The sequence below is a fragment of the Natronomonas salinimetallica genome (assembly GCF_013839515.1).
Lineage (GTDB): Archaea > Halobacteriota > Halobacteria > Halobacteriales > Haloarculaceae > Natronomonas.
In genome coordinates, this window is the sequence record NZ_JACDNQ010000007.1 from 56,241 (window position 1) to 80,977 (window position 24,737).

25 protein-coding genes, 1 tRNA gene and 1 pseudogene are annotated in these 24,737 nt (G+C 65.1%); 14 read left to right on the forward strand and 13 right to left on the reverse strand.

Annotated elements, in window-relative coordinates; genetic code table 11:
- The first annotated feature begins 160 nt into the window (after positions 1–160).
- Positions 161–817 carry a DUF6517 family protein gene (locus tag HZR14_RS07370; RefSeq protein ID WP_181692226.1) on the forward strand — a complete coding sequence of 219 codons (657 nt, stop codon included), beginning with the start codon at positions 161–163 and terminating at the stop codon, positions 815–817.
- A 6-nt stretch (positions 818–823) separates the two neighbouring features.
- On the opposite strand, the gene HZR14_RS07375 is transcribed toward HZR14_RS07370, so the two are convergent.
- The 5 genes from HZR14_RS07375 to HZR14_RS07395 all read right to left on the reverse strand — a co-directional run bounded on the left by HZR14_RS07375 (position 824) and on the right by HZR14_RS07395 (position 4,187).
- Positions 824–1,306: a DUF2062 domain-containing protein gene (locus tag HZR14_RS07375; protein ID WP_181692227.1), complete on the reverse strand. Its 483-nt coding sequence runs from the start codon at positions 1,304–1,306 to the stop codon at positions 824–826.
- Positions 1,307–1,331: 25 nt separating this feature from the next.
- Positions 1,332–1,970 (reverse strand): DUF2238 domain-containing protein, encoded by a 639-nt coding sequence (locus HZR14_RS07380; RefSeq protein ID WP_181692331.1) that lies wholly within the window; start codon positions 1,968–1,970, stop codon positions 1,332–1,334.
- A complete protein-coding gene (locus tag HZR14_RS07385; RefSeq protein ID WP_370464965.1) occupies positions 1,970–2,776 on the reverse strand; it encodes a hypothetical protein in 807 nt (268 codons plus the stop codon). Before HZR14_RS07385 ends, HZR14_RS07380 begins: the two co-directional genes overlap by 1 nt.
- Positions 2,777–2,911: 135 nt before the next feature.
- Positions 2,912–3,331: an acyl-CoA thioesterase gene (locus HZR14_RS07390; protein ID WP_181692228.1), complete on the reverse strand. Its 420-nt coding sequence runs from the start codon at positions 3,329–3,331 to the stop codon at positions 2,912–2,914.
- A gap of 184 nt (positions 3,332–3,515) precedes the next feature.
- On the reverse strand, positions 3,516–4,187 hold the full coding sequence (locus HZR14_RS07395) for a phosphoribosyltransferase (protein ID WP_181692229.1): 672 nt from the start codon (positions 4,185–4,187) through the stop codon (positions 3,516–3,518).
- Positions 4,188–4,288: 101 nt separating this feature from the next.
- Here HZR14_RS07395 and HZR14_RS07400 point away from each other — a divergent pair, with 101 nt between their 5' ends.
- Complete coding sequence (locus tag HZR14_RS07400) at positions 4,289–4,951, forward strand: dienelactone hydrolase family protein (RefSeq protein WP_181692230.1); 663 nt, start codon at positions 4,289–4,291, stop codon at positions 4,949–4,951.
- 47 nt (positions 4,952–4,998) lie between these two features.
- Here HZR14_RS07400 and HZR14_RS07405 read toward each other — a convergent pair.
- Positions 4,999–5,071 (reverse strand) — tRNA-Pro (locus HZR14_RS07405).
- An 84-nt stretch (positions 5,072–5,155) separates the two neighbouring features.
- Between HZR14_RS07405 and HZR14_RS07410 the strand changes: the two genes are divergently transcribed.
- The 3 genes from HZR14_RS07410 (at position 5,156) to HZR14_RS07420 (ending at position 7,547) form a co-directional block, all read left to right on the forward strand.
- Complete coding sequence (locus HZR14_RS07410; protein WP_181692231.1) at positions 5,156–5,443, forward strand: pro-sigmaK processing inhibitor BofA family protein; 288 nt, start codon at positions 5,156–5,158, stop codon at positions 5,441–5,443.
- Positions 5,444–5,619: 176 nt separating this feature from the next.
- A complete protein-coding gene (locus HZR14_RS07415) occupies positions 5,620–6,345 on the forward strand; it encodes a potassium channel family protein (RefSeq protein WP_181692232.1) in 726 nt (241 codons plus the stop codon).
- A 47-nt stretch (positions 6,346–6,392) separates the two neighbouring features.
- Positions 6,393–7,547 carry a signal peptidase I gene (locus HZR14_RS07420; protein WP_181692233.1) on the forward strand — a complete coding sequence of 385 codons (1,155 nt, stop codon included), beginning with the start codon at positions 6,393–6,395 and terminating at the stop codon, positions 7,545–7,547.
- Positions 7,548–7,859: 312 nt separating this feature from the next.
- On the opposite strand, the gene HZR14_RS07425 is transcribed toward HZR14_RS07420, so the two are convergent.
- A complete protein-coding gene (locus tag HZR14_RS07425; RefSeq protein WP_181692234.1) occupies positions 7,860–9,296 on the reverse strand; it encodes a DUF5305 domain-containing protein in 1,437 nt (478 codons plus the stop codon).
- Between the two features lie 613 nt (positions 9,297–9,909).
- On the opposite strand from HZR14_RS07425, the gene HZR14_RS07430 reads away from it, so the two are divergent.
- From HZR14_RS07430 to HZR14_RS07455, 6 genes are all read left to right on the forward strand, one after another.
- Entirely contained in the window at positions 9,910–10,437 is a 528-nt protein-coding gene (locus tag HZR14_RS07430; RefSeq protein ID WP_220132484.1) for a helix-turn-helix domain-containing protein, read from the forward strand.
- 50 nt (positions 10,438–10,487) lie between these two features.
- The gene (locus HZR14_RS07435; RefSeq protein ID WP_220132485.1) at positions 10,488–11,018 is read left to right on the forward strand and encodes a hypothetical protein; all 531 of its coding nucleotides are present in this window, start codon (positions 10,488–10,490) and stop codon (positions 11,016–11,018) included.
- A 420-nt stretch (positions 11,019–11,438) separates the two neighbouring features.
- On the forward strand, positions 11,439–12,191 hold the full coding sequence (locus HZR14_RS07440; RefSeq protein ID WP_181692236.1) for a hypothetical protein: 753 nt from the start codon (positions 11,439–11,441) through the stop codon (positions 12,189–12,191).
- Positions 12,192–12,715: 524 nt separating this feature from the next.
- Positions 12,716–13,303 carry a hypothetical protein gene (locus tag HZR14_RS07445; RefSeq protein WP_181692237.1) on the forward strand — a complete coding sequence of 196 codons (588 nt, stop codon included), beginning with the start codon at positions 12,716–12,718 and terminating at the stop codon, positions 13,301–13,303.
- A complete protein-coding gene (locus tag HZR14_RS07450) occupies positions 13,300–15,540 on the forward strand; it encodes a PGF-CTERM sorting domain-containing protein (protein ID WP_181692238.1) in 2,241 nt (746 codons plus the stop codon). The genes HZR14_RS07445 and HZR14_RS07450 overlap by 4 nt, the downstream gene beginning before the upstream one ends.
- Before the next feature lie 189 nt (positions 15,541–15,729).
- On the forward strand, positions 15,730–17,496 hold the full coding sequence (locus HZR14_RS07455) for a sensor histidine kinase (RefSeq protein ID WP_181692239.1): 1,767 nt from the start codon (positions 15,730–15,732) through the stop codon (positions 17,494–17,496).
- A gap of 57 nt (positions 17,497–17,553) precedes the next feature.
- On the opposite strand, the gene HZR14_RS07460 is transcribed toward HZR14_RS07455, so the two are convergent.
- From HZR14_RS07460 to HZR14_RS07480, 5 genes are all read right to left on the reverse strand, one after another.
- Complete coding sequence (locus tag HZR14_RS07460; protein WP_181692240.1) at positions 17,554–19,032, reverse strand: ATP-binding response regulator; 1,479 nt, start codon at positions 19,030–19,032, stop codon at positions 17,554–17,556.
- A gap of 256 nt (positions 19,033–19,288) precedes the next feature.
- Entirely contained in the window at positions 19,289–20,629 is a 1,341-nt protein-coding gene (locus HZR14_RS07465) for a metallophosphoesterase (protein WP_181692241.1), read from the reverse strand.
- A 152-nt stretch (positions 20,630–20,781) separates the two neighbouring features.
- The gene (locus HZR14_RS07470) at positions 20,782–21,258 is read right to left on the reverse strand and encodes a hypothetical protein (protein WP_181692242.1); all 477 of its coding nucleotides are present in this window, start codon (positions 21,256–21,258) and stop codon (positions 20,782–20,784) included.
- 84 nt (positions 21,259–21,342) lie between these two features.
- Entirely contained in the window at positions 21,343–21,585 is a 243-nt protein-coding gene (locus HZR14_RS07475) for a transcriptional regulator (protein WP_181692243.1), read from the reverse strand.
- A gap of 94 nt (positions 21,586–21,679) precedes the next feature.
- On the reverse strand, positions 21,680–22,093 hold the full coding sequence (locus HZR14_RS07480) for a DoxX family protein (protein WP_181692244.1): 414 nt from the start codon (positions 22,091–22,093) through the stop codon (positions 21,680–21,682).
- Positions 22,094–22,332: 239 nt separating this feature from the next.
- Between HZR14_RS07480 and HZR14_RS07485 the strand changes: the two genes are divergently transcribed.
- Positions 22,333–23,370: a tyrosine--tRNA ligase gene (locus HZR14_RS07485; protein WP_181692245.1), complete on the forward strand. Its 1,038-nt coding sequence runs from the start codon at positions 22,333–22,335 to the stop codon at positions 23,368–23,370.
- 93 nt (positions 23,371–23,463) lie between these two features.
- On the opposite strand, the gene HZR14_RS07490 is transcribed toward HZR14_RS07485, so the two are convergent.
- On the reverse strand, positions 23,464–23,790 hold the full coding sequence (locus HZR14_RS07490) for a winged helix-turn-helix transcriptional regulator (protein ID WP_181692246.1): 327 nt from the start codon (positions 23,788–23,790) through the stop codon (positions 23,464–23,466).
- Between the two features lie 157 nt (positions 23,791–23,947).
- Between HZR14_RS07490 and HZR14_RS07495 the strand changes: the two genes are divergently transcribed.
- The gene (locus HZR14_RS07495; RefSeq protein WP_181692247.1) at positions 23,948–24,406 is read left to right on the forward strand and encodes a DUF7960 family protein; all 459 of its coding nucleotides are present in this window, start codon (positions 23,948–23,950) and stop codon (positions 24,404–24,406) included.
- Positions 24,407–24,574: 168 nt separating this feature from the next.
- Positions 24,575–24,737, forward strand: a pseudogene (locus tag HZR14_RS14380) (D-beta-hydroxybutyrate dehydrogenase); the annotation flags it as partial.

Genomic DNA, 24,737 nt, shown 5'->3' on the forward strand with positions numbered 1-24,737 from the left:
TACCGCTTGCTGTCCCCGGTGCGAGTGATCCGGGGTGCGACAGGCGGTCGTGACGGACAGCCGGCAGTATGGGACGGATCGATACACCGACTCGCCGCCGAGAACCACGGCGAATATTGGCCAACAGATAAATATCCCCCGGAAGTCCACGGTAACACGAATGAGACGAAGGGCACTCATCGCCGGTGCGGGCGGGCTCACGCTTTCGGCGTTCGCGGGCTGTCTGGGGGCCGTCGGACTCGACGAGTACGAGGCGACCCCGGCCGGCGTCGAGGCGGCCGTCCGCGAGGAGACGGGCTACGAGCGGACGAACGTCGAAGCGCAGGTCATCAGACGGACGGTCGACGTCGGCGTCTCCGAGGAGATAACGGTCCGAAACTACCTCACCGAGTACGAAAAGGGGGTCGATCTCGGACCCGTGGGGAACGTTCGGGCGGCCGCGTTCACGGTGCTCACCTCCCCGCAGATCTCGATCGCCGGTCGGGAACTCAACCCGATCGAGGGGATGTCGACCGAGGAACTCGTCGGATCGATCGAAGCCGACTTCGAGGGGATCGAGAACGTAGAGCACGTCGAGGACGGCGAAGCCACCGTCCTCGAGCAAGAGACCGCAGAATCGATGTTCGAAGCCGACGCGGCACTCGGGGACGGGGTGACCGTCGACGTGAACGTCCACGTCACGGAAAGCGTTCGGACGGCGAGCGACCATCTGGTTACGATCGGCGTATACCCACAGCGGGTCCAGGACGCCGAGGAGGACAACGTCGCCGCGATGATGGAGGGCGTCGTCGAGGACGCCGACGTGGACGTAGCGTGAGCCGTGTCAATTTCCGTCGCGTTCCGGGAGTACCCCGACGTCGATGTCCCGCGCCCGGAACGTGGTAACGAGTCTGAGGACGACGACGTAGCCGATGACGGTGAACACGGCCGCCAGGATGAGGTTGCCCACGAGCAACCGAACGACGATTTCCGGTCCCGCCGACAGAGAGAGCGTCGACGGTGTCGCCCCGGGGGGCGGGCCGAGGAGTCCGGTCCCGAGCGAAAAGCTCGCCGCGTAGACCCCCCACTTCACCGCGGGGTTGAGGACGGCCACGGACGCGAACAGCGCGAGTTTGCTGATCCGGTCGACGAGCGCGACGAGCGCGACGAAGACGAGCAGTCCGGTCCCGAGCGTCGGGAGCGCCGTGATAAATACGCCGAGCGCGAAGCTTCCCGCGACGTCCTCGGGCGGGTGGTCCTCCTCGAAGGCCGCCACGAGTTCCGACCGAACGCGGCTGCGGTAGGCGGCGATCCGTCCTCGGGCCATACTGACGCATGGGTGCCGGGAGATATCAACGTTCCCTCCCGCGTCGCTCCCGGAGCGCTTTGAGCCCCCGCTCCGTGGCCCCCGACAGGTGGGCCTGCCCGAACACCGCAACGGTGAGCGCGCCGAGGGCGTTGAACACGAGATCACGGACCGTATCGTCGAGTCCGTGCTGGGCGAGCGGCATCGAGATTCCCGTCGCGTCGGCGGCGACGTCGAGTCCGAACTCGAATAGCTCCCACACCACGGCGAACGAGAGGACGACGACGAGGACGTATACGAAGAAGAACTGCCGGGGCAGATAGATCCGGTCGCTGTGGAGGTCGACGGCGCGGGCGAACGTGTAGCCGACACCCGCGACGAGCGAGGCGGACATCGCGTGTGTCAGATGATCCCACCAGCCGATCTCCGCGTAGAGCCCGGCCGACCCCATCGTGTGTAAAAACACCGCGAGCGTGATCCAAAGCCCCAGCCAGGGATCGATCGGGATGCGGTAGTTTCGCTCGAAAATCGCCGGTGTGGCGGTGATGAGAAGCGAGATAGCCGCGTTCGTGATCGCCTTCGGCTCGCCGGCGACGACCCCGTATCCGAGGAGTCCGACCAACACCAACTGGATGCCGCGGGTGAGCCGCCGTTGGTTCCGGACCGACGGACGGGGCAGACGTATCACCGTTGGATCACCCGCTGGATGCTGCGGCCGAGCCGACGGCCGCGCCGTTTGAAGTACGTATCGAAGAGCAGGCCGGCGGCGATCCCGGCGAGCGTCACCCAGACGAACTCGGTCATAAGCGCCGCGTTGGCATCCCCACCGGTCGGTCCCGGCGCCGAGAGGAACTCCGTCCCGAGCAGTCGGTCTGCGCTCCAGCGGACGATCGCCCACGCGGCGGCCGACGCGAGCGTGGTCATGACGACGAAGACGACGGCGAACCAGTGGGTCATCCGCATCCGGGTGAACATGTGGAGTTCGACGGTGACGACGAGCGCCAGCCCGGCGACCGAAAGGTAGTAGGCGAACGTTCCGATCTCGCCGCCGAAGAGCCCCCGGACCAGGACCGGGGAGAGGGCAAACACGAGGACCTCCCACGGGAGCATTGTCCGCCAGTCCCGGTAGGCGACGGGTGGGAGGAGCACGATCACCCCGATGGCGGCAACGAAGAGTATCCACAGCCGGTCGAACTCGAGGAGGCTCCCGCCAAGTACCACCCCGAGCGCGCCGACGAGCGACCACGCGACCACCGCGTTCACGCCCCCGCTTCGGAACAGTTCCGCGAGGAGGTCCTCTCGGTCGGAATCGGACCGGGATCGAGCCTCGGAATCGGACCGGGATCGGGACTCGGAATCGGACCGGGATCGGGACTCGGAATCGGACCGGGATCGGGACTCGGGATCTGGATCTCCCCCCGTCTCCGGATCCGGAGCGCCATCGCTTTCACCCCCTGTGGCGTCCCTCGGTCTCGGCGTATCGTTCCCCATACGGCAGCGTCGTTCCCGGACCGTATAACATTCATGCCGACGGATCGGTTCCCCCGTCAACCGGGGCCGTACGTCCCCGCCGATGCCCCCACCGGGACGTTCCCAGGGCTCGCCCCCGCGATCGGCTACCGACCGTCACCTCGACCCGCGTTCGAGCTCCGGCTCGAACGCCGCAAACTGCTCGCGCCACGACGTCGGGATCTCGCGTGGGCTCCCGTCCTCGACCGCGACGAGCGTCGCGTTGGACGTCGCGGCCGGGTCGTCCCCGTCGCCCGGGAACACCCGCGAGTGCATCCGAAAGCTCGACCCGCCGACCTCCGTGACGCCGCAGGCGATCCGGACCGTTCGGTCCTCGAGCGTCAGCGGCCGGGCGAAATCGATCCCGTAGTTCGCGAGCACTACTTCGCGCTCCTCCCAGGGGACGTCCAGGACGTGATCGAAATACCGCAGTCTGGCCTGTTCGAGATACGTCGCATAGACCGCGTTGTTGACGTGTTCGAGGGTATCGAGATCACGGAATCGGATCGAGAGTTCGGTCTCGAACGGAAGCTCCATACCGGGGCGGTGGCTTCGGGCGTCGAAGTGGGTTTCGCTTCTCTTTGCCGTCGCCGCTTCGCGGGCAACCCTTTCTCTTTGCCGTCGCCGCTTCGCGGGCAACCCTTTCTCTTTGTCACCGCTTCTCGGATCGCCTCGGACGCGCCGCTGTTCGTGATGTCCGCTTCGGGTGACCCCCGCGTTTTTATTTTCCCGTGTCGCCGCTCCCGCGGTCGTGATCCGGGCCGAGGTACTCCATCGCCTCCTCGTCGGACACCTGCCCGAAGCGCTGATAAAATCGCCCGACGGAGGTGAAGCTCTCGGGCGTCTCGAGACAGACGACGTCGTCGGCTCTGTCCCCCAACTCGTCGATGGTCTCCGGCGGGCCGACCGGTACCGCCAACACGATACGTCCGGCGTCGGCGTTGTGGATCCGTTCGAGACAGGCCCTCGCGGTCGATCCCGTGGCGACACCGTCGTCGACGACGACCACGGTCTCGTCGGTCAGGTCGGGGGCGGGTCGGTCGCCGCGGTAGCGCTCGGCTTTCTGCCGTGCGGCCTCGGCTTTCTCCTCACGCTTGCGCTCGAAGTACTCGTCGCCGCTGCCCCGGCGTCGGAGCGCCTCCTCGTTTCGCCAGACGCTGCCGTCGCTGGCGACGGCCCCGACAGCGTACTCCGGGTTGCTCGGCGCGCCGATCTTCTGTGCGACGACGATATCGAGCGGCGCATCGAGCGCGTCGGCGACGGCCCGGCCGAGGGGCAAGCCGCCCCGTGGGATGGCGAGCACGATGTCCGCGTCGACCTCTCGCTCGCGGAGCGCGTCTGCGAGTTGCTCTCCCGCGTCCGTCCGGTCGCTGAATCGGGCAGGGTTCGCCATGTCCGGAGCTATGCGTCGGCCGGCCGTATGTAGCGCCCGGACGTTATCAGCGGACGGGAACAATCAGAACGATACAGTCAAACCGTAGTCTGCGTACGGGTATGGCATCGAACGCCGAGACGCTCGTATCCATCCCGGCCGACGGCGTCGAGCTCGAGGGGACGCTGGCGATTCCGGACGGCGCGTCCGGGCTGGTCGTCTTCGCACACGGGAGCGGCTCCAGTCGCAAGAGCCCTCGAAACAACTTCGTCGCGGAGGTGCTCCGTGACCGCGGACTGGGAACGCTGCTCTTCGATCTTCTCACCGAGGCCGAAGACCGACACCGCGAGAACCGTTTCGATATCCCGCTGTTGACGGATCGGTTGGTCGCCGTCACGGAGTGGCTGCGGGGCCGCGAGGACACCCGGGACCGCAATATCGGCTATTTCGGGTCGAGTACGGGCGCGGCTTCGGCGCTGCGGGCGGCGGCCCACATGGAGGGGGCGGTCGACGCGGTCGTCTCGCGCGGCGGCCGTGTCGACATGGCCGCCGAGGTCCTCGACGAGATCGGAGCGCCGACCCTGTTCGTCGTCGGGGGAGCAGACGCCGACGTGCTCGAACTCAACCGCGACGCCTACGAGGCGCTCGACTGCAAGAAGGACCTCCACCTCGTCGAAGGGGCCGGGCACCTCTTCGAAGGCGAAGGCGAACTCGAAGAGGTCGCTGACGTGGCGGCCGAGTGGTTCGCCGAGACGCTCGACGGGGAATCTCACCGCGAGCACTGACGGCGTGGAATGAGCCGTTCCGTCCAGACGGTCGAGGACCGAAGAGATGGGACCGCCCGAATTTGAATCGGGGTTACAGCGTCCCAAACGCTGAAGGATACCAAGCTACCCCACGGTCCCGCATGCTACCGTAGCGTTCGCCACCGTGAAAACGTTTCGTTCTCGGCCCCAAGGGATTTGGTCCCCCTTCGCGAACATCGCTGTATGGTCACGACGATCGAGATCGGTCTGCTCGTCGCGGTGTTGGCGTTGCTCTTCGGCGCGTACACGGTGATAAAGACGGTCAAGCCGTTCATCGTGAACGCGGTCGTGGGGGTGATCGTGCTGGCGGTCGCGAGCGGTCTCGGGGTGGGCGTCGAGATCACCCCCGTCACGGTCCTCGTCTGTGCCGTCGGCGGGATTCCGGGGGCGTTGCTCGTCATCCTGTTGGCGTACACGGGCATCGCCTTCGCCGGGATGGCCCTCCCGGTCGGCGTGGCGGCGCTGTTTTGACACGGGTCGGTCACTCACCGCCCCGGCGAGCGTCCGACCCGGTGCTCGTCCGGGCGCGACGACGGTCCCGACGGGACCGCACTCGCCGGGAGAGCGCGACCGGATTCGCCCGTCTTCCGGAGGGGAAGTATTGCTCCAAACGAAGGATTATACGCGGCGTACCGACTCGTATTGGTGTGTCCGTCTCCGTTTTCGATCGGCCGCTGTTGAAACGAGCCGTCCTGCCGATCACGGCGTTTTTGACGGTCTGTGTCGTCGGCATCGCGGGGTTCGTGTATCTCGAAGGCGTCTCCGTCATCGAGGCGACGTTTTGGCTCCTCGACCCGACGAGCATGGAGTTACACGGCGTCGGCGACGACGCCCGGGCGTTCTCGTTGCTCGTGATCGTCAGCCTGATTCTCTCGACGCTCTGGATCGGGGAAAGCGTGCTCGGGGCGGTCTTTGGCGGGCAAGTCCAAGAGGAACTCAAACGAATGCAAACCAAACGACACATCGACGAGGTATCGGACCACGTGATCATCTGTGGCTACGGGAGTTTCGGCCGGACGATAGCCAACACCCTCTCGAACGCCGGCCGGGACGTCGTCGTCATCGAACGGGACCAACACCGGTTCGAGGCCCTCGAGAGCGACGACATCCTCGGGGTCCGAGGCGACGGCCGAATGGAAGGGGCCCTAGCGGAAGCCGGCGTCGAGCGGGCCGATACGCTCGTCGGCGCTATCGACGACTCGAACGCGAACATCGAGATCGCCATCCTCGCGAGCCAGCTCTCGCCGGACGTGCGGGTGATCGTCCGCGTCGGCAACCAGCGGTACTCGAAACTCGCCCGCAGGGCCGGTGCCGACGACGTGATCATCCCCGAGATCAGGAGCGGCCAGGACGTCTCCCAGTCGATCATCTGACGGGAAAGATTAACGTCGGTCCCTGATCCAGACAGACGTACGAGCTAATGCTGCGAGAGATCGCCGGACAGGTGGGGACCGTCGTGCTCGTCGCCGTGCTCGTCTCGCTCGTGATCGGGCAGGCGCTCGGCCAGCCGGTGTTACTCGCCTACGTCGAATCGGGGAGTATGGAGCCGACGATCGACGAGGGCGACGGGTTCGTCGCGATCCCCTCGGCCGTCGCCACGACGCCACGGGAGGGCGACGTCGTCACCTTCCGGGCCAAGGAGATCGAGGGGGGCGGGCTTACGACCCACCGGATCGTCGACGAGACGCCGGAGGGATACATCACCCGGGGGGACGCCAACCCCTTCACCGACCAGGACGGCGGCGAGCCCCCGGTCACGGAGGAGGAGATCGTCGCGAAGGCCCTGCAGGTCGGCGGCTACACCGTGACGATCCCCGCCCTCGGCACCGGGATCGAGGCGGTGCAGGGCCTATTGTTGGCGGCGGTGACCGCCATCGCCGGGGCGTTCGGCCTCGGTGCCAGCCTCACCGCCGAGACGGTCGGGTTCGGGCTGTTCGGGCTCGGTCTCGTGTTGTTCGTCGCCTCCCTCGTCGGCGAGCGTCGCGGATCCCCGGAGCGCGACCGGCGGCGCTCGCGGCGGCGCACCGGGCAACTCGACACCCGGGTGGTCGCGCTCGTGATGCTGTTCGTCGTGCTCGCGCCGGCCAACGCCGCGATGATCCTTCCCGCCGGGCCGACGGCGATCACCGTCGATGGCGACGACGTGGCCGAGGCCGAGGGCGTCAGTGCCGGTGACGCCGTCGACGCCGAGCTCACGATCCGAAACGACGCGTTCTTGACGATGGTGTTCACCTTCGAGTCGACGAACGAGGACGTGGCGATCGACCGCGAGGCGCTGTCGGTACCGCCCGGCGGGGAGACGACCGTGACCGCGTCGGTGCCGGCTCCGGAGCCGGGGACCGAGCGGACGATCACCATCACGGAGCGACGCTACTTCCTCTTGGGTCCCGAGTCGGCGATCACCTGGCTTCACGACGTACGGCCGCTGGCCGCCGTCGGCGCGTTGAACCTCTTTATCGGCGCGAGCGTCGTCGGGTTCGTCGGCGGGCTGTTCGGCTTCGGGTCCTCGCACTTTCGGGAGACCGACCGCGACGTCCCGTTGGCGGTGCAGATGAAACGACACCTCCGGCGGTGAGCCCGCCGGCGCGAACGGACGCCCGGAGGTGTCTCGGGTCGAGCGAAGCGACCCGGCGAGGTCCGTCCGTTCGCCGAGTGTGGGTGCAGTGAACGCTCCCGGCACAGTCGGCACGGCCGGCACCGTCGGTCGTATCGGAGCACACAGTCGAGTCGACCCGTCGGTCGTATCGGAGCACACAGTCGAGTCGGCCGGCCGGCGCGGCCAGCACGGCCGGTGTCGTCGGCCTCGCGGTCCGGTATCGCCCCAGCGTGGCCGGGAGACGGAACCGGGGAGGGGTCGGACGGGGGACGGCGCGTCGGCGCCAGCGATCTATCGGTCCCGAGGCTCGCCGTCACCGTCGTGGACCGACGGGCCATCGCCGGCCGGATCGAACGCGTCGGCGACGGAATCGGCCCCGGAATCGGCCCCGGAATCGGCCCCGGAGTGGCCTCCGTTCGCGTTTTCGTCGGTCTCGTTCCCGCCGTCGCCGTCGCTTCCGGCGTCGGGAGCGAGTTCAGAGTCGGGGGCGGGGGCAGGATCGGACCGCGTCCCCGATTCGGTACCGGGTGCGTCGGCGACCGCCACGTCGATCGCGCCCTCGGCGGCGGGTGAGACTGCCTCGGCGACGACCTCGGGGGGATCGAACCGGTACTCGACGTCGTCGACGATGGTGGCGTAGCGCGGCGTCGGCTCGACGCGTTCGACGACCCGGCGGTCGCTGTCGATCGCGGTGTCGACGACGTCCTCGAGGCCGTCCAACTCGATCACGCGGTCGGCGCTCTCGTCGGGCAGCGTGCCCCGAGAGATCCACTCGTCGTAGTCCTCGCGGGCGCGCTGGAAGGTGAGCCGGCGGCGCTCGGCCGGCGAGACCGCAAAGACGCCGCCGTAGGTGAGCATCCCGACCGCGAACGCGCCGAGCAGCCCGATGGCGATCAGCGCGGGGCCGCCGTAGCGCTCCGCCGCCGAGTGCTCGATGGGAACCTCGACGGTGGCGGTCGCCTCGTAGGGGTCGCTTGAATCGATCTCGCTGTCGACGCTGTAGGTGCCGCCGCCGGGCTCGACCCTGAGTCGGTCGGTGCGCTCCTCGAGGAAGCGCTCGCCCTCGACCTCGGTTTCGAGGGTCGTGTCGGCGACGACGACGACTTCACGCGTGCCGGGCGAGGCGCTGAGGTTCTCCTCGATCCTGTCGAGACGGTTCCCGAGTTCCGTCGCGTTGGCCTCGAAATCGACGGTGTGGGTCTCCCCGGGCGCGAGGCCGTCGATCCCCTCGGTGGCGATCGGGTCGGTCTGTCGCCAGTGGGTGACCGTCCGCGTTTCGCCGTCGTCGGTCTCGACCTCCTCGGTGGCCCGCAACACGAGTCGGAGGTCGACCGTCCCGACGGCGGCGTCGGTGTCGCCATCGTGGGTCACGGCGTACTCGCCGTCCATGACCGGCGAGAGTCGGGTGAAATACAACGGGCGGTCCTCGAGGCGCTCGCCGCGCTCGAAGACGATACTCTCGTTCGTGACGACGGCACCGTGGGTAAACGTCGTGTTCGCTTGCCACGTCCCGACAGTCTGGGTCTGGAGTTCCGTTTCCGGGGCCGTCCGGACGTCGTACGTGAGATAGCCACCGCCGGCGGCGACGAGCACGAAGACGAGGACGACGACGACGGCGTACCGGCCGGCGAGCGAGCGCGTCGACGGCGGGATCCAGCGGCGGAGTCGCCCGCCGATCCCGCCCCCATCGGTCTGGTTTCCCCCCGAATCGGCCTCGGAGTCGCTCATTTCGGTCTCGCCCCCGTCGACGGCCGCCGCGGCGACGCCTCGGAGCGAACGATACGACCTGTGGATCCGCGTTCACGTCGGCCCCCCATACCCTCTGGGCCGGACGGCACGTTGAAGGCTTTTTCCCTTCCGGGGGCATGCGCCGGGGGGCGTCCGTCCGGGAGCCCATACGTATACACTCGACGGGCTTGAGCCGGTGGTAATCGCCGCTTACCCGCCCCGATTCCGGCGGACGCCGGACGGACGGGCGTCGGACGCCACGGGACGGCTCTCTCGAACAGAACCACACACAGCGGGGCCGAAGCCGGACGGTCCCGCGCCGTCACAGCGGCGCTCACGCGGACCCATATATTTATAATCTCTCCCTATATCACTACTCAATGTAGCAATCGGGTGGGACTATATTGCATACGACACACGCATCCACGAGCGCGGACGTGTTCAGTTCGCTCAACAACCGGCGGCGTCGGGCAAACGCCCCGCTACGGCGGGTGCGACCCGACGATCCGGAACCCTCGGGTCGAACCGAGAGGGGGAATACGCGAGAGCGAAGACACACGAGAGAGCGAGAAAACAACAGAGAGCGGATACGTGAGAGGGGGGTGAACTGACCGTGTCGCACGCCCGCGTCGAGCAGGACGTCTTCACGCTGTTGAGCAACGAGCGCCGGCGCGGGGTCGTCCGGGCGTTTCAGGAACTCGACGCGCCGGTCGACGTCGGCGATCTGGCCGAGTGGATCGCCGCCCGCGAGAACGACAAGACGGTCGCGGAGCTGACGAGCGAGGAGCGCCGCCGGGTCTACAGCGCCCTCCAGCAACGCCACCTCGATCACCTCGAGGAGGCGGGGATCATCGAGCGCGAGCGCGACGCGATCCAGCCGACCGATCGGATTCAGGAACTGGAGATGCACCTCGAGGTCGTCGGGGGCGACGAGATCCCGTGGGCGCAGTACTATCTGGGGCTGTCGGGGGTCGCCGCCGCCGTCACCGCGGCGGTGTGGGCCGGCGTCTACCCCGGCAGCGTGCCGATGGTGGCCTGGACGGCCCTGATCGTGGCGGCCTTCGCGCTGTCGGCGGCGGTCCACGTCTACAAACGACAGAAGCGGGCGTTCGACTTCTCGGAACTGGTGGGTGATTTCTGATGGACAAGAATACACGAAAGCGGTACACGAGACGTGGCGCACTGGGACTGATGGGTGTCGGAGCCGTCGGGGTTGGATTAGAGACGGTTGGGTATACGGATTTAGCAGCTGGGCGTGGAGTAGGTCTCTCTCTTGCATCCGATGATACTGCTTCAGTTGCTATCGAAGTTAATGAGCAGTCATCTGGATATGACGCCACCCTTGGAGATACCACTGAGTATCCTTTTTCTGACCCAACGGATGTTCGGTTCACGAACAACTCAGACACTACAATTGAAATCAAAGTGACTGTTTCTAATCCGAGTTCCAATACAGATGGAGATATAAAAGTTAGTGATGGAGGCGGCAATGTGAGCTTTGACACAACATCTACGATCTCTAGCACAGGTAGCGATACGTTCACTGCTAGTGGAGTTGGAACCTCAAGTACAGCAATCCTAACATTTGATGCGTCTGTCGGGGATACGAGTGAGTCAGATGCTACTGTAGATATAACAACTAAAATAAATGAAGGAAGCTCAGTAGAGCTGTCAATTACGCGAAATTCCGTTGAATTCAGCTCAACATACACTAAAGCTTAACATTATTATTTTACTCAGACAAGTCGCGGGACAGTATACTGGAATATATCATATCCTCTAGTGGTATTCTGGAACGCATTTATATTGTGCACGGACGTGTGTAGTTAGATTGATCCTAATTTAGAGATATAGTGGGAGAACCAGAAGCCGCACAAGGTGTTACAACACATATAATCGTATTGTAGATATGCTTGTGGGTGACCGATCGTGGAGGCATGGACGGTCTGTAACCCGTTTAAAACCAAATTTGGAGTCCTAGGAGGTCTGAAGCCGGTATAAGAGAGATATCGGTTGAGTTCATGGATCCCATAACTCAGTACATGTATGCCGTGATGGGACTCACGCACACCATCTGGACCTGTTGGCTAGCACATGAATAAGTGGGTATGGGGTTATAGACGAGATAACCCCAAACGGGGTGTGGCTGAAACAATGAACATGAATCGACGCAACGTACTGCTCGGCCTTGGTACAGCAGCGGCAGGTAGCGGCGCGGTGTTCGGCTCGGGAGCGTTCACGCAGGTGAGTGCTACCAGAGATGTCGCAGTCTCTGTTGCAGAAGATAGTGGTTCTGTAGTTGAACTTACTCTCGGTGCTTCAGGATCCAGCGGAACTGATGTCGGGGGAGCTGATGATCTGGCACAGGCTACTACTTCTAACGGCGTTCTACAATTCAATCTGAATAATGAAGCGATTAATGCTGGATCTACGCTCCAGTTGGGTGACCCGGATAACCCCGATTCAGACCCTGCGTTCTCCATTGGTGACGGTACTACTTTCACTACAAATGATAATAGTGCTGGCAGTCTGGCTGAAGCGCTCGCGGTATCAGTTGAGATAACAAACACCGGCGGTACTCCCAATGCATCGCTAGAGATCGAGTTCTCTGGATCGGACGGCACGCTCGACGAAACGACTGATGGAGGCGATGTTAATGAACTTGACTCCAGTTTCGGTTCGGTCAATACAACTGCTAGATTAGACAATAATTCTATTATTGGCAGTAGCGATCAAGATGCAAAATTCCTACTGAACAGTCCCGACGATGATGGCATAACTGCCGCGGAAGGGGCGCTTCGACTGACAGTTGAGGAAACCTCAAGCCCAAGTTCAGCAAGCGGTTTCGATGTAACCATCAGAGCTGCGAAAGCGAGCAATATCACAAGTACATAATAACACACGATGCACACCCACCACGACTCACCAACGCCACTCAACCCCGGCCGACAGCAGGCCGTCTCGCGTGCCCGCGAGGGTACACACCACACATGGCGAGTCGTGGTCGAGCCAGCGGTGGAAATACCTTTCAGCGACACCGTGGAGTGATACCCCACGATGAATTCACATCGCCAGCGTCCGACTCACACGCCGCATCCACGAGCGATGCGTCTTCGGCGTCGGGCGGCAGCCGCCCGGACGTACCCGCACAACGCAGCACCCCGCGAGGTCACACTCGGGGGCGCTCGCGGGACGCCGCACGGCCGCAGCCCCAGGTACAGACGAGGCGGGCGCGACAGGGTGTGGATGGACGGGCGGTGTCGACGCGGACGACCCGACAGGATACGGCGCGGGCGGCGGTCATCGTGGCCGACAGCGGGCGTGGTGGATGTACCCCGGCAACGAGACGAATCGAGTGTGGAACGACTCCGACAGCGACTAGATAACTCATGAATACACGACGAACGTTACTGCGCGCTGTGGCTGCGAGCGCGGGCGTCTTGGGGCTGTCCTTCGGCTCCGGGGCGTTCACACAGACCACGGCCACCCGAGATTTCTCGATTTCGGTGGCGAACGACGGCAGCGACAGCGCACAGCTCCCGATCGAACCACAGGGCGTCAACTCGGATGCCGTATACCAAAACGGGTCCGGCGTGCTGGTGATCGACGCCAGTGGGCTTCCGCCACAGGCGGTGACTACCTTCGGCCGGTTCAGTGATCTCAGCGATGCGAGCTCCCTGAACGAGGAGGTTTTCGCGATCACCAACGAGAACGACACCGGCGAATCGGTTTCCGTCACCGTGAACGTCGAGATTACCAGTGACGCCGACGACGCGACGCTCAATGTCGCTATTGCACCGACAGATGACAAGGGGAACGTCGCGGGCGGGGGCGTTACTGTAGCTACAGCGACAGCTAAAGGAGAAAAATCCAGCGGGTCTGCCACAGTCAGAAGTGTCTCAGTCGGCGACCAGGTCCTCGGGGGCATCCTCATCAATTCGGCAGGTGCGGAAACAGTTGAGGCCGATATCACGATCAAAGCCGATCAGCCGGTGGAGGAAGTATGAACACACGTACGCTGCTCGCCGGGTTCTTTGTTGTCGCCCTGGTCGGCAGCGCCGTCGTCGGTACCGGCGCGGGCGACATCTTCGGCGACCAAGACGGGGTCGAGGAGAGCGTTACGCTCAGTCCCGCAGACACGCCCGAGGGCACCGCGTACGCATCGACGAATGATGCCGGCGAGCTGTCCGTCACGATCGATGGCCTCCCGCGGAACGCCCAGACGGACGTCGACGACGTGTTCGAGGTCTCCTTCGACTCACCGACCAGTCCGACCGCGAACGTGCTGATCGAGGAGGGCGAGTCGAACGACAACGTCGATTTCGTCGTCACGGACGCCTCCAACGCGGCGGGCGTGCAGTCGAACGCTGACATCGATGACTCGCGGGTCGAACTCGAATCCGGCGAGTCGGTCCTCGTCGGCGTCGAACTCGACGGCACCTCCGAGGGCAGCGTCGAGATCAGCGAAATCACCGCCGACGTCGAACTCGACGCCGGGGACATCGACGAGGTCGACGTGACCTTCGACAACAACGTCATCGCCGAGGACGACGGCGAGACGCAGGCCACCGCCACGGCGGTCTTCCAGGACGGCCCGACGCAGGATCGGACCGACCAGGCGACCTTCGAGAGCAACGACACCGACGTCGCCGAGGTGACCGACGGCGGCGCGATCACCGCCGGCGAGGCCGGCACCGCCGAGATCACCGCGACGCTCCCCGAGGAGAACGGCGACGGAACCGTCACGGGCTCGGCCGTGATCAACGTCGGCCTGATAACGGCCCTCGACGTCGAACTCGCGGACGATCGCGTCCGGTTCGGCAGCGGGGTCAACCCGACCGAGACGACGTCCGTCGATAGCGTCACCGCCACGCTCGCGGACGGATCCACGACCGACGTCACGAACGACACCGATCTCACCGTGACGCCGTTCACCAGCAGCGACGCGGAACTCGTCGACGTGAACGACGACCTGACGATCACCCCGACCGAGGACGCCACCGGCACGGCGACGATCCAGGCGGAACTGCAGGGCGAGACCGCCACCGACGACGTGACGGTCTCGCGGGTCGTCTCGGGCGACATCGACGCCAACGACGATGCCGAGTTCGACGATGCAGACCGCATCGAAGGGATCTCCTTCGTACCCGACGAGGGCGAAGATCTCGAAGGAGAATCCGTCAGCGTCGAGGAATCCGACCGACCCGGAGAGGATGTCGAGCAGGAAATCGAACAAGAGATCGTCGATCCCGATCCCACGGCGGCCGACTTCGAGCCCGCCACGTCGGTCGACGTCACCGTCCCCGACGAGGCGACGGACAACACTGCGACGATCACGCTGACCTCCCCGATCGAGGAGGTCGTCGATCCCGATAACCCGATCGTCGTCCGCGTTCCGGACGGCGAGGATCCCGTCGCGCTGAGCGACGAGAACGTGACCGTAATCGAGGAGACCGACGAGACGATCACCGTCGAGGCCGAGACGCCCGGCTTCTCGACGTTCGTCCTCGGCGGCACGACGGCCCCCGAACCGTCCGGCGGCGGTGGCGGTGGCGGCGTCACGGGCGTCGGTGGCGGCGGCGTCACGAGCACCGCCGGCCAGGCGAAGACGATCTCCGACGTCCGGCCCGCCGATCCCGGCACGACGGTCGCCTTCGAACAGACCGCGCTGACCGCCATCACGTTCGAAGCCGAGAACGCCGAGGGCACGGTCGGCGTCGACCAACTCGACGGCGTGCCCGGCGGCGCGCCGCCGTTCAGCCCGAGTCGGCCGGTCGCGGCGGCCTTCGAGATCGACGTGCCCGACGAGCAGGCCGAACAGTCGGCCACGCTCGAGTTCGAGTTGGACGCCGACGCCTTCGACAGCGCGGGGCTCGACCCCGCCGAGGCGACGGTGCTTCGGGCGCTCGACGAGGAGTACGAGCAGCTCGACCCCGACATCGAGGTCGACGGCGACACGGTGACGATTACCGTCGAGACGCCCGGCTTCTCGACGTTCGTCGTCACCGACGATCAGACCGCGGACGCCGACGCTGGCACCGAGACGCCCGCCCCCGACGACGACGGGACGCCTGTCCCCGGCGACGGCACGCCCGCGACCGACGACGATGCGACCGAGACGCCCGAACCCGAGGCGACCGAGACGCCCGAACCCGAGGGGCAGCCCGGCTTCGGTGCCGGTCTCGCCCTCGTGGCGTTGCTCGCCGCCGCGCTGTTGGCGGCGCGCCGGCAGGCGGACGGCTGAGGCCTCCGGCCCTTTTTCGTGCGCTTCGATCGATCGGACGGCGGCACGCCGTCGCCGATTCGAATCGGGATGTCGGCCGCGGCCTCGGTGGAATATCCCGCCGACTGGACGGCCGTCGTTGCCCGTCGCCCGGAGGGGTAAATATATACGCGTCCCTGACACAGCTTTCGACAGCAGCATAGGATTGGTATGTCTGTCCCGACATCCGTGGTCTCGCTTCTCGTCCTTGCGACGCTCGCCGTCTCGGTCGGGTACGTCGCTTTCGGCGTTCGTACGCTCCGGACACGTTCGGGGCGTGGTGTCAAAACGCTCGGCGGGTTCGCGATACTGTGGGGCATCGGCAACGGTCTCACGAACGCGATGGATCTGTACCTGAGCGCGGCGTTCGGGGTCCTAACGCAGGCGCAGTTTTCGACCGCTCAGTTCCCCCAGTGGTTCGAACTGGTGCTCGCCTTCGGGACGTTTCTGAGCATCCTCTCGATCACGGTCGCGCCGTTCGTCTGGACCGCCTTCGTCCTCGATTACACGACCCAACTCCGCCCGCGACACCGCCGGCTGTACACCGGTGCCGTCGCGGTGGTGACGCTCTTCGTGGTCCTGTTCACCGCGCCGAGCATTTTGAGTGTCCTCGGGGTACAACTCGGCCTCGTCGACGGCTTCCTGTTTCTTACCGGCCTCGTCGTCGTCGGAAGCCAGGTCGGCGTCGCCGGGGCCGGGGTCGCACAGCTGTATAAATCCTCTCAGCGCCACGACGTGTTCGGGTCCGCGGAGGTACTCGCCGTCGCCGCTCCGTTGCTGTTGTTGTTCAACAACGCCGCGAACAACTTCGGATTCTACGGGGAGTTCCTCCGGCTGTACGCCGTGTACATCTCGTTGCACGTGCTCGGGATCGTCGGTCTCGTGATGGCCGTCGAACGGTACGATCTCTTCGATCAACTGCCGGCGGCGACCGAGATCGGTCGCGACACCGCCATGGAGTCAGTCGATCTGGGAATCGTGGTGCTCGACGAACGCGATCGGATCGCGGATATGAACGAGGTCGCAAAGACGATGTTCGACACACACGATCGAACGGTCATCGGGACCGACTACCGCGATATCCACCCGTCGCTCGCGGAGATCGGTCTCTCCGCCGAACAGCGGCGTACGATCCGGATCCCGGAGACCGGTCGCGTTCTCGAGGCCGATACCACCACAATGACCGACCGGGACGGCCGCCCGCTCGGTGCCGCGGTCGCGTTCTACGATATCACCGAACAAAAGCGCCGGCAGGAGCGAATACAGGTGTTGAACCGCGTACTGCGGCACAACCTCCGCAACGAACTCACCGGCGCGCGCGGCTACACGAGGTTGCTCGCCGACGATCCGGACGACGCCGCCGAGTTCGTAGAACAGATCACGGAACACCACGACCGACTGATATCGATGGGCGATAAGGCCCAGCGGATCGAACGGATGCTCGAACTCGATCGCGACGCCGCCGATCCGACGCCGCTTTCGGAGATCGTCCGCGATTCGGTCGCGGAGGTGGATTCCGATACCGACGTGGCGATCGGCTCCGGGCGATTCACCGTGTCGGTCCCGGAGGCGTATTCGCTCCGTATCAATCCGGCCATCCTCCAGATGGTTCTCGTAGAGCTGCTCGAAAACGCGGTCCAACACGGGGACGATCCCGAGATCGAAATCAGCTTCCGCGAGGTGGACGACACGCTCGTCGTCACCGATACCGGGCCGGGGATCCCCGACATCGAGATCGAAGTGCTCCGGACGGAGACCGAAACCCCGACGAAACACGGACAGGGACTCGGTCTGTGGCTCATCAAGTGGGGTGTCGACCGGCTCGGCGGTTCGATCGATATCGAAGCCGACCACTCGGGTACTCGCGTCGAAATCGAAATCCCGGCGGCCCACTTCGTTTCGCGGTCCGCAGAGCCGGTGCCGTCCGGCCCGCGATGAGGGAGCCGGACCGTCCGCGGCGACGCGCTTCGAGGAACTCCCCTCGCAGTGGCTGCGTCAGTGGGCGAACTCGACGCCCGTGACCTCGAAGCGTGCGCCGCCGTCGGCGCTCTCGGTCGCCTCGATCGTCCAGCCGTGGGCGTCGACGATCTCCTCGACGATCGCCAGCCCGAAGCCGGTCCCGTCGGACGACATCGAAAAGCCCGTCTTGAAGATGATCTCTGCGTCGGCATCCCCGTGGATGCCGGGGCCGTCGTCGGCGACGAAAAAGCCCTCGTCGTCGATCTTACCGACGGCGACCGTGACGGCCTCGCCGCCGTGATCGATCGCGTTCGCAAAGAGGTTCTCGATGGCCCGGCGGAGGCGCTCGCGGTCGGCCTCGATCGTGAGCCGATCGGCCTCGATTTCGAGGGTGGCCCCCTCCGTGTCGCCCCCGACACCGCCGGGCGTCGAGCCGTCACGCTCCATCGAGTCCCACCACCGCCGGGCCGTGGCGGCCAACTCGACCGGCTCGGTCTCGTCGACGACCCGCCCGTCGCGGGCGAGCGACAGCGTCGCGTCGATGATCTCTTCCATCCGATCGAGGGCGTCGCGGATCGCCGGGAGGTGCTCGGTGTTGCACTCGTCTATCGCGAGGTCGAGTCTGGCGTCGGCGACCGTGATCGGCGTCTGGAGGTCGTGGCTGACGATGCCGGCGAACTCGTTGAGCCGTTCGGTCTTGGCTTCGAGCTCGCGCTCGTGGGCCTTCCGGTCCGAGACGTCGCGGCTGTTTAATAAAAAGCCGTCGCCGTCGGTTCCGGTTCGGTTGCTGGCGACCGACTCGATCCAGACCCACGAGCCGTCGGCGTGGCGGTACCGACACTCGAAACACTCCGTGGTCTCATCGTCCGACTCCGAGAGGGCCCGAAACGCCGCTCGGACGGCCTGACGGTCGTCGGGGTGGGTGTGTTCGTACGCCCGATGCCCGACGAGTTCGTCCTGGTCGTATCCGAGGATCTGCTCGACCGTCGGGCTGGTGTATCGGATCGTCCCGTCGGCGTCGATGATCGTGATCACGTCCGGCGAGTGCTTGACGAACGACTGGAATCGCTCGTGTAGCTCCTCGAGTTCCCGCTTTTGCCGTCGCAACGAGCGTCGGGCCCGACGCTTCTCGACGGCGTCCGCGAGCCGGTTCGCGAGCAGCGAGTACTGCTCCGTCCCTCGCCGCTTCCGAACGTAGTCCGTCACGCCGGCGGAGATGGCTTCGCTCGCGACCGCCTCGTCGCCCTCGCCGGTCACGAGCACGAACGGGAGCTCGCCGTGTTCCTCGCGGATGCTCTCGAGGAACTCCAGACCATCGGTCCCGGGCATCCCGTAGTCGGAGAGGACGCAGTCGATCCGCTCCGTGGACAGAACGTCCAGCCCCGCCTCGGCGCTTTCGGCCGTCCAGACCTCAAAGCGGTCGTCCTCGCGCTCGAGCATGGTCGCGACCGTCTCCGCGAACGTCGGCTCGTCGTCGACGACGAGTGCCTCTATCGTCTCGTCCGTTGTGGTCATTCGATACCCCCACCGTGTCGGTAGTTTGAGACCCACATCCCCGACTTTCGGTACGGCTTTATGATATAAAAATCAGACGGGAGCCCTCATACTGGTGGACGAAATCAACTGAAACCGACTCACGAGTGATCCGCCGTTCGCTCCGTCGAACGGCGTGATCCTCGTGCGTCGTGTGTACGTTCTTTTGTCCGTCAGTATCAATCCGTGAAACCGCGGCGGTCCAGCGTGTGCTCCGGGTTCGCTATAGCGGCGGCGTCTACCGGTGGCTCCCCTCCCGCACCGTCGTCTTCTCGCCGTCCGGGCTCACGACACACCGATCGGGCAGTTGGGGTTCGGGTTCCCGGCCGACGGTGAAAAACCGTTCCGTGCGCGTGAGCTCCTCCGTCGAGGGGCTCGGCTTCGAGATCAGCTCGTACTCCACGGCGACGCCGTCGGATACCGGGGCGATACGAACGGCGGGCAGCTGATAGGAGGGATAAAAGACCGGCGGCAGAACGCCGATGATGCCGTCGCGACGGTGAAGCCGCTTGAGCCACGTCCCCGTGTTGAGGAGAACCCCGCCGTCGACCGACCGCATCGTCGCCCGGTGGGTGTGGCCATAACAGAAGACCGTCGTCTCCGGCTCCTCGGCGAAGATTTCGCGGGCGACCTCCCGGTAGGATACCTCGGGGTCGACGGTGAGATCGGTCTCGAACACCCCGAAGCGGTCGATCGTCTTCCGGACGTCCCGGCGGATGAAATACAGCGGGATCCCGACGAGTATCAAAAGCCCCGCGACGGCCACGTTGAACACGAGCAAGAACCACGCCGCCGTCCCGGCCCGGCCGAAGCGATCCAAGAACGTCACCGTCCGCTCGACCGGCAGCGACCAGAGTCCGAGGACGTCCAGCCCCGCCCCGATCGCCAGCAGGGCGCTGACGTTGAACAACAACAGAAACGGCACCAGCGAGTACCGCAACAGTGGATTCATCTCCCGATAGAAGTACTTCGAGAGGAGCCACACCGGCATCCGCTCCGTCGGCGTCACCGCCTGGACGTCCTTCAGCCAGTTGTATCGGCCCCTGGTGGACAGTTTGCCCGCCCGGCTCGTAACGAGCGTGTTGTAATAGTACCCGAGCGGCGTCGAGTGGGGGTTTCCCCAGTCCTCGATGCGGTTGTTCGGGTCCCGTTGGTGGCCGTGTTCGAAATGGATCACCTGCTCGCCGACCCGGCGTGAGATCGACTCGACGGGAACGAGGTCGATATTGTACGCCGCGAGGCGCTCGACGTACTCGTCGTAGGCGGCGAGCTCGTGGTCGTGATTGCCCGGCAACAGCGTGATCCGGACGTTCTCGCCGGTCGCCTCGAACGCCTCGAACAGCTCCGGATACGTCTCTTCGAGGATTTCGAACTTCTCGATGCCCGTGACGGTCGTGAACTCCCAGAGCCCGAAGGCGTCGCCGTTGATGATCAACTCGGCGTTCTCCTCCGTTCCCGCGAGCCGATCGAGGAAGCCGAGCAGTTCCGGCAGGAAATCGACCTCCTCGAGTTGCTCGTCGCCGCCGATGTGGAGGTCGCTAATCACGTAGTAGACCCGATCCTCCGAGTCGTCGGCCATCGCCCGAAACAGGTCATCCCTCGTGGAAAAAGTACCGGGTTCCGCCTCCCGAGCGGGTTCCGCCTCCCGAGCGGCTTCCGGCCGTCGGTCGGGCCTTCGATTTCGGTGGTCCGGCCGTGCTCCCCCTGCATCGACGCCGCCGACCGTATCGTTTATAGATCCTTGGCGATTCCCCGGAGGCCGTTCATCCGTTCGCGCTGGGTTCGAATCTCGTCCGTCGACATCACCTCGCCGAGTCGGGTGTCCTCGACGAGCGCCTCGGCGAGCCAGCGGGCGCGCTGTTCGATCTCGGCGTTTTTGAGGTACGTTGCGATGCGATCGATCTCCGCGTCGGTGGGGTGTTTTCCCCCATCGAGGGGGTGGAGTCGCTGAACGGTCTCGACGGGGTCGGTCTTTTCGTCGGGGACGTACGCACCACCGGCGAGAAGCAGGGTCCGGGCCGTTACCGACGCGACCTCCTCGCGCTCGTCGTAGCCGAGGTCGTCGACGACCAGCGCGGCCGCCCGCGTCGAGAGCACGAACGTCTCGCGGGACGGTTCGGCGAAGTTCGGCCCCCCGGAGGGGTCGAGCGTGACGGCCAGCGCCGGTTCGTCCGCATCGGTCGAACGAAGCCGTGGATGGTCGAGCATACGGGCGTTTCGTCGTCGGGATATTTCGGTTGTCCGATCCAGCGACGGGTGGGACGACGACGCGGCGGGACAGATAAAAACGCGTTATTCGGGGCGGGGGGTGACGCTGAAATCGCGTACGGAGTGGAGGTCCTCGCCGATCCCTGCTCCCTCACAGCCGTCGCTCGGGCAGGCGTAGTGCCACCCGTCGCGTGTCGACGCCCGTTCGGAGAACCGCTCCCCACAGCGCTCACAGACGAGGGTGTCCGACGAGCAAGTATCGCGATGCAGTTCGTATCGGAGTTCGCTGGTGAACGTCCGCTTGCAGTTTCGACACGTATGCGTCATACGTGAGGGTCGGCGGCCGATTCACTTATAAGCACCCGTTCGTTCATCACCGGGCGAGACGGGCGGACGCGGTCGGTGCCGCCGAACGGCGGCGCTAGAGCCCGACGTTGAGCGCGTATGGCCACGCCACCTCCGCGACGGCGAGGAACGCCAACGCGCCGCCGACACCGTAGACGTTCTTGAGGAACGAGGTCATCTCGTCCTGTGCGTCCTCGCCGTCCGCGTTCCAGAAGTCGTGCATGGTGACCGCCGAGACGAACAAGAACAGCGCGAGTGCGCCGGCCCCGACCGTGGGGACGACGCCGGTGACGAGAGCGAGCCCGGCAAAAATCAAGAGCCCGCCGCTGGCGAGAACCGAGAGTTTCGGGAACGGGAGTCCCTTGAACTCCGCGTACCCGGTCATCTCGGCCGTACTGGTGAAGTGATTGATCCCGGTGAACGCCAACACGCCGCCGAAAAGCACCCTGGCAAACAGGAACGCGACTCCGGCACCCGTACTCTCGAACATCACCGATCCTCCGTTGTGGCGGTCGATTTCGGCGCGGTTCGGTCCCGAGCTACGTGCAGTAACATTACACAAGCAGATACGGATTGGAACCATTATATCACTTTGGCAACATCACCGCAACTAGGTGACGTTCGGGTTACCGTGTCGGATCCCGTACTTTCGGCTCCCGCTCCGTGACACCACCGGACACGGCCCGGCCCACCCGAACGTTTTATCGGCCGTCTCACGGAACCACGCCCATGGACACGGCCGAGCGGACCGAACTGGTCGCGCGATTCACCGAGGAGGTAATCGAGGAAGCCGAGATCGAGGCGCTGTTCGAGGCGTCGGACGAGCCGACGGCGTACATCGGCTACGCCCCGACCGGTGAGATGCACATCGGACACTTCACCACGATGCGGAAGCTCGCAGACTTCGTCGAGGCGGGCCTCGACGTGACGGTCCTCATCGCGGACCTCCATGCCCACCTCGACGACGCCAAGAGTCCCTTCGAGCTGTTGGACGCCCGCTCGCAGTACTACCGAACCGCGATCGAGGCGATGATCGAGGCGTCGGGAGCGGACCCGGCGGGCGTTTCCTTCGTCCGGGGGACGGAGTTCCAACTCGAGGAGCCCTACACGATGGACCTCTATCGGCTGCTCGCGGAGACGACGCTCTCGCGCGCCCAGCGGGCCGGAAGCGAGGTCGTCAGACAGTCGGAAAACCCCAAACTCGGCGGGCTCGTTTACACGCTCATGCAGGCGCTCGACGTCGCCGCCCTCGATGCCGACGTCGCCTACGGCGGGATCGACCAGCGCGGGATCTACATGCTCGCACGCGAACAGCTCCCGAAGCAGGGATATCACAAGCCCACCTGCGTGTTCGCGCCGCTCCTGTCGGGGCTGTCCGGCGGGAAGATGTCCGCCTCCGAGGCCGGCTCGAAGATCAACCTCACCGACAGCGACGAGACCGTCGCCGAGAAGATAACCGGCGCGTACTGTCCCGCGGGCGAGGCCGAGGGCAACGGCGTTTTGGAGTATCTCCGCTTTCTCGTGTTCCCGGTCTTCGACGAGCGTGGCCGGCCGTTCGTCGTCGAACGGCCCGAGGAGTACGGCGGCGACCTCACCTACGAGGGCTACGATGCGCTCGAATCCGATTTCGTCTCGGGCGAGCTCCACCCCGCCGATCTCAAGCCGGCGGCGGCATCGGCGATCGCCGAGGTGATAGATCCGGTTCGCGAGCGGCTGTCCGAGGAGCCCGAGCTTCTGGCGTCCGCGTATCCGGAAACGCACGGGTGAACGGGCGGGCGTCCGTTCAGGCGATTCGTCCCCACCCCACTCGCTCCCGTTGGTCGCTCCTCGAGAGTGGGGGGGCCTCTCGCCCACTTTCAGCTAAATCCCTTCGAGCCAACGATCGGCCCAGCTCTCGATTTCGTCGAAGACCGGACACAGCGACCGTCCCTTTTCGGTAAGCGAGTAGTACGTCGCGACCGGAGCGTCCTCCTCGAGGCGGCGCTCGACGAACCCCGTCTCCCGGAGATCGTCGAGGACCCGAGAGAGCGTCCGGGAGTTCGCGTCCGTCGAGCGCTTGAGTTCGTTGAACCGCTTTTCGCCCCCCTGGAGGTCGTGGAGGACGAGCAACCGCCACTTCGATCCGATCTGCTCCATCGACTCGACGACCGGACAGGGTGAATCGACCTGCTCTTGGGTGTTTGACATACCGTTCCGTACGGCATCGTCGAATAAATATCCACCCCGTCCAGGCCGCCGTGAGCCCCCGTTCGGATCGCTGTGAGCCCCCGTCCAGGCCGCCGTGAGCCCCCGTTCGGATCGCCGGAGACAACACACCCAAGCATACGGCACACATAAAAGGGATATGTACACCGGACGGACGGAGAAACCCTGTTGTCTCTGTGGCGACCCGGAGACGGCCCACCGGATCGATATTCCACCGCGGACGATCCAGCAGTTGAAACACGCCGAACCGATCGCCTGGCGGGACATCGAGGGGGAGGTATCGCTGTATTTCTGTCAGGGCGACTGGGAGACCGTCCGGGATCTCGTCCTCGAGACGGGAATGAGTCCACTCCCGCGGTGTAACGCCGGCCGGGCGTCGTTCGTTCTCCGGGATGATTTCGAGGCGCTTTTGAACGCCAACAGGGCGGAACCGGACCAACATCCCCTCGAGCGGGAGCTTCGACAGAAGGCGAAGGACGCCCTCGAACGCTACGAGGCCGACGATCCCCACGTCGAGGAACGCGACCTCGTCGAGGCGAGGGTCGTCACGTGGGCCCTGGACGATCTCGGGCCCGCGCTGGCATCCGCGGACGACTGATACGGAACGGCCGATAGCCGACGGGCGGAGCAGGCCGGGTGCTCTGGGATCGAATGTGGGCCTACGGGATCGAATGTGGGCCTACGGGATCGAATGTGGGCCTACGGGATCGGACACCCCCCGAGCGAATACCAAACACTGTTACTCCTCGTTTCTGTATGGGTGAATATGAGTGCGCCCGCCGACGAGTTCGAGTTGACCGCGCCGGAGCTAACGAACGATGATCTGTTGATTCTCGACGATCCGCACTTCACCCCCGACACGGTCGCCGTCGTCACCGGTGCCGCCTCGGGGATCGGCCGCGCGACGGCCGTCGCGCTCGCGGCGAACG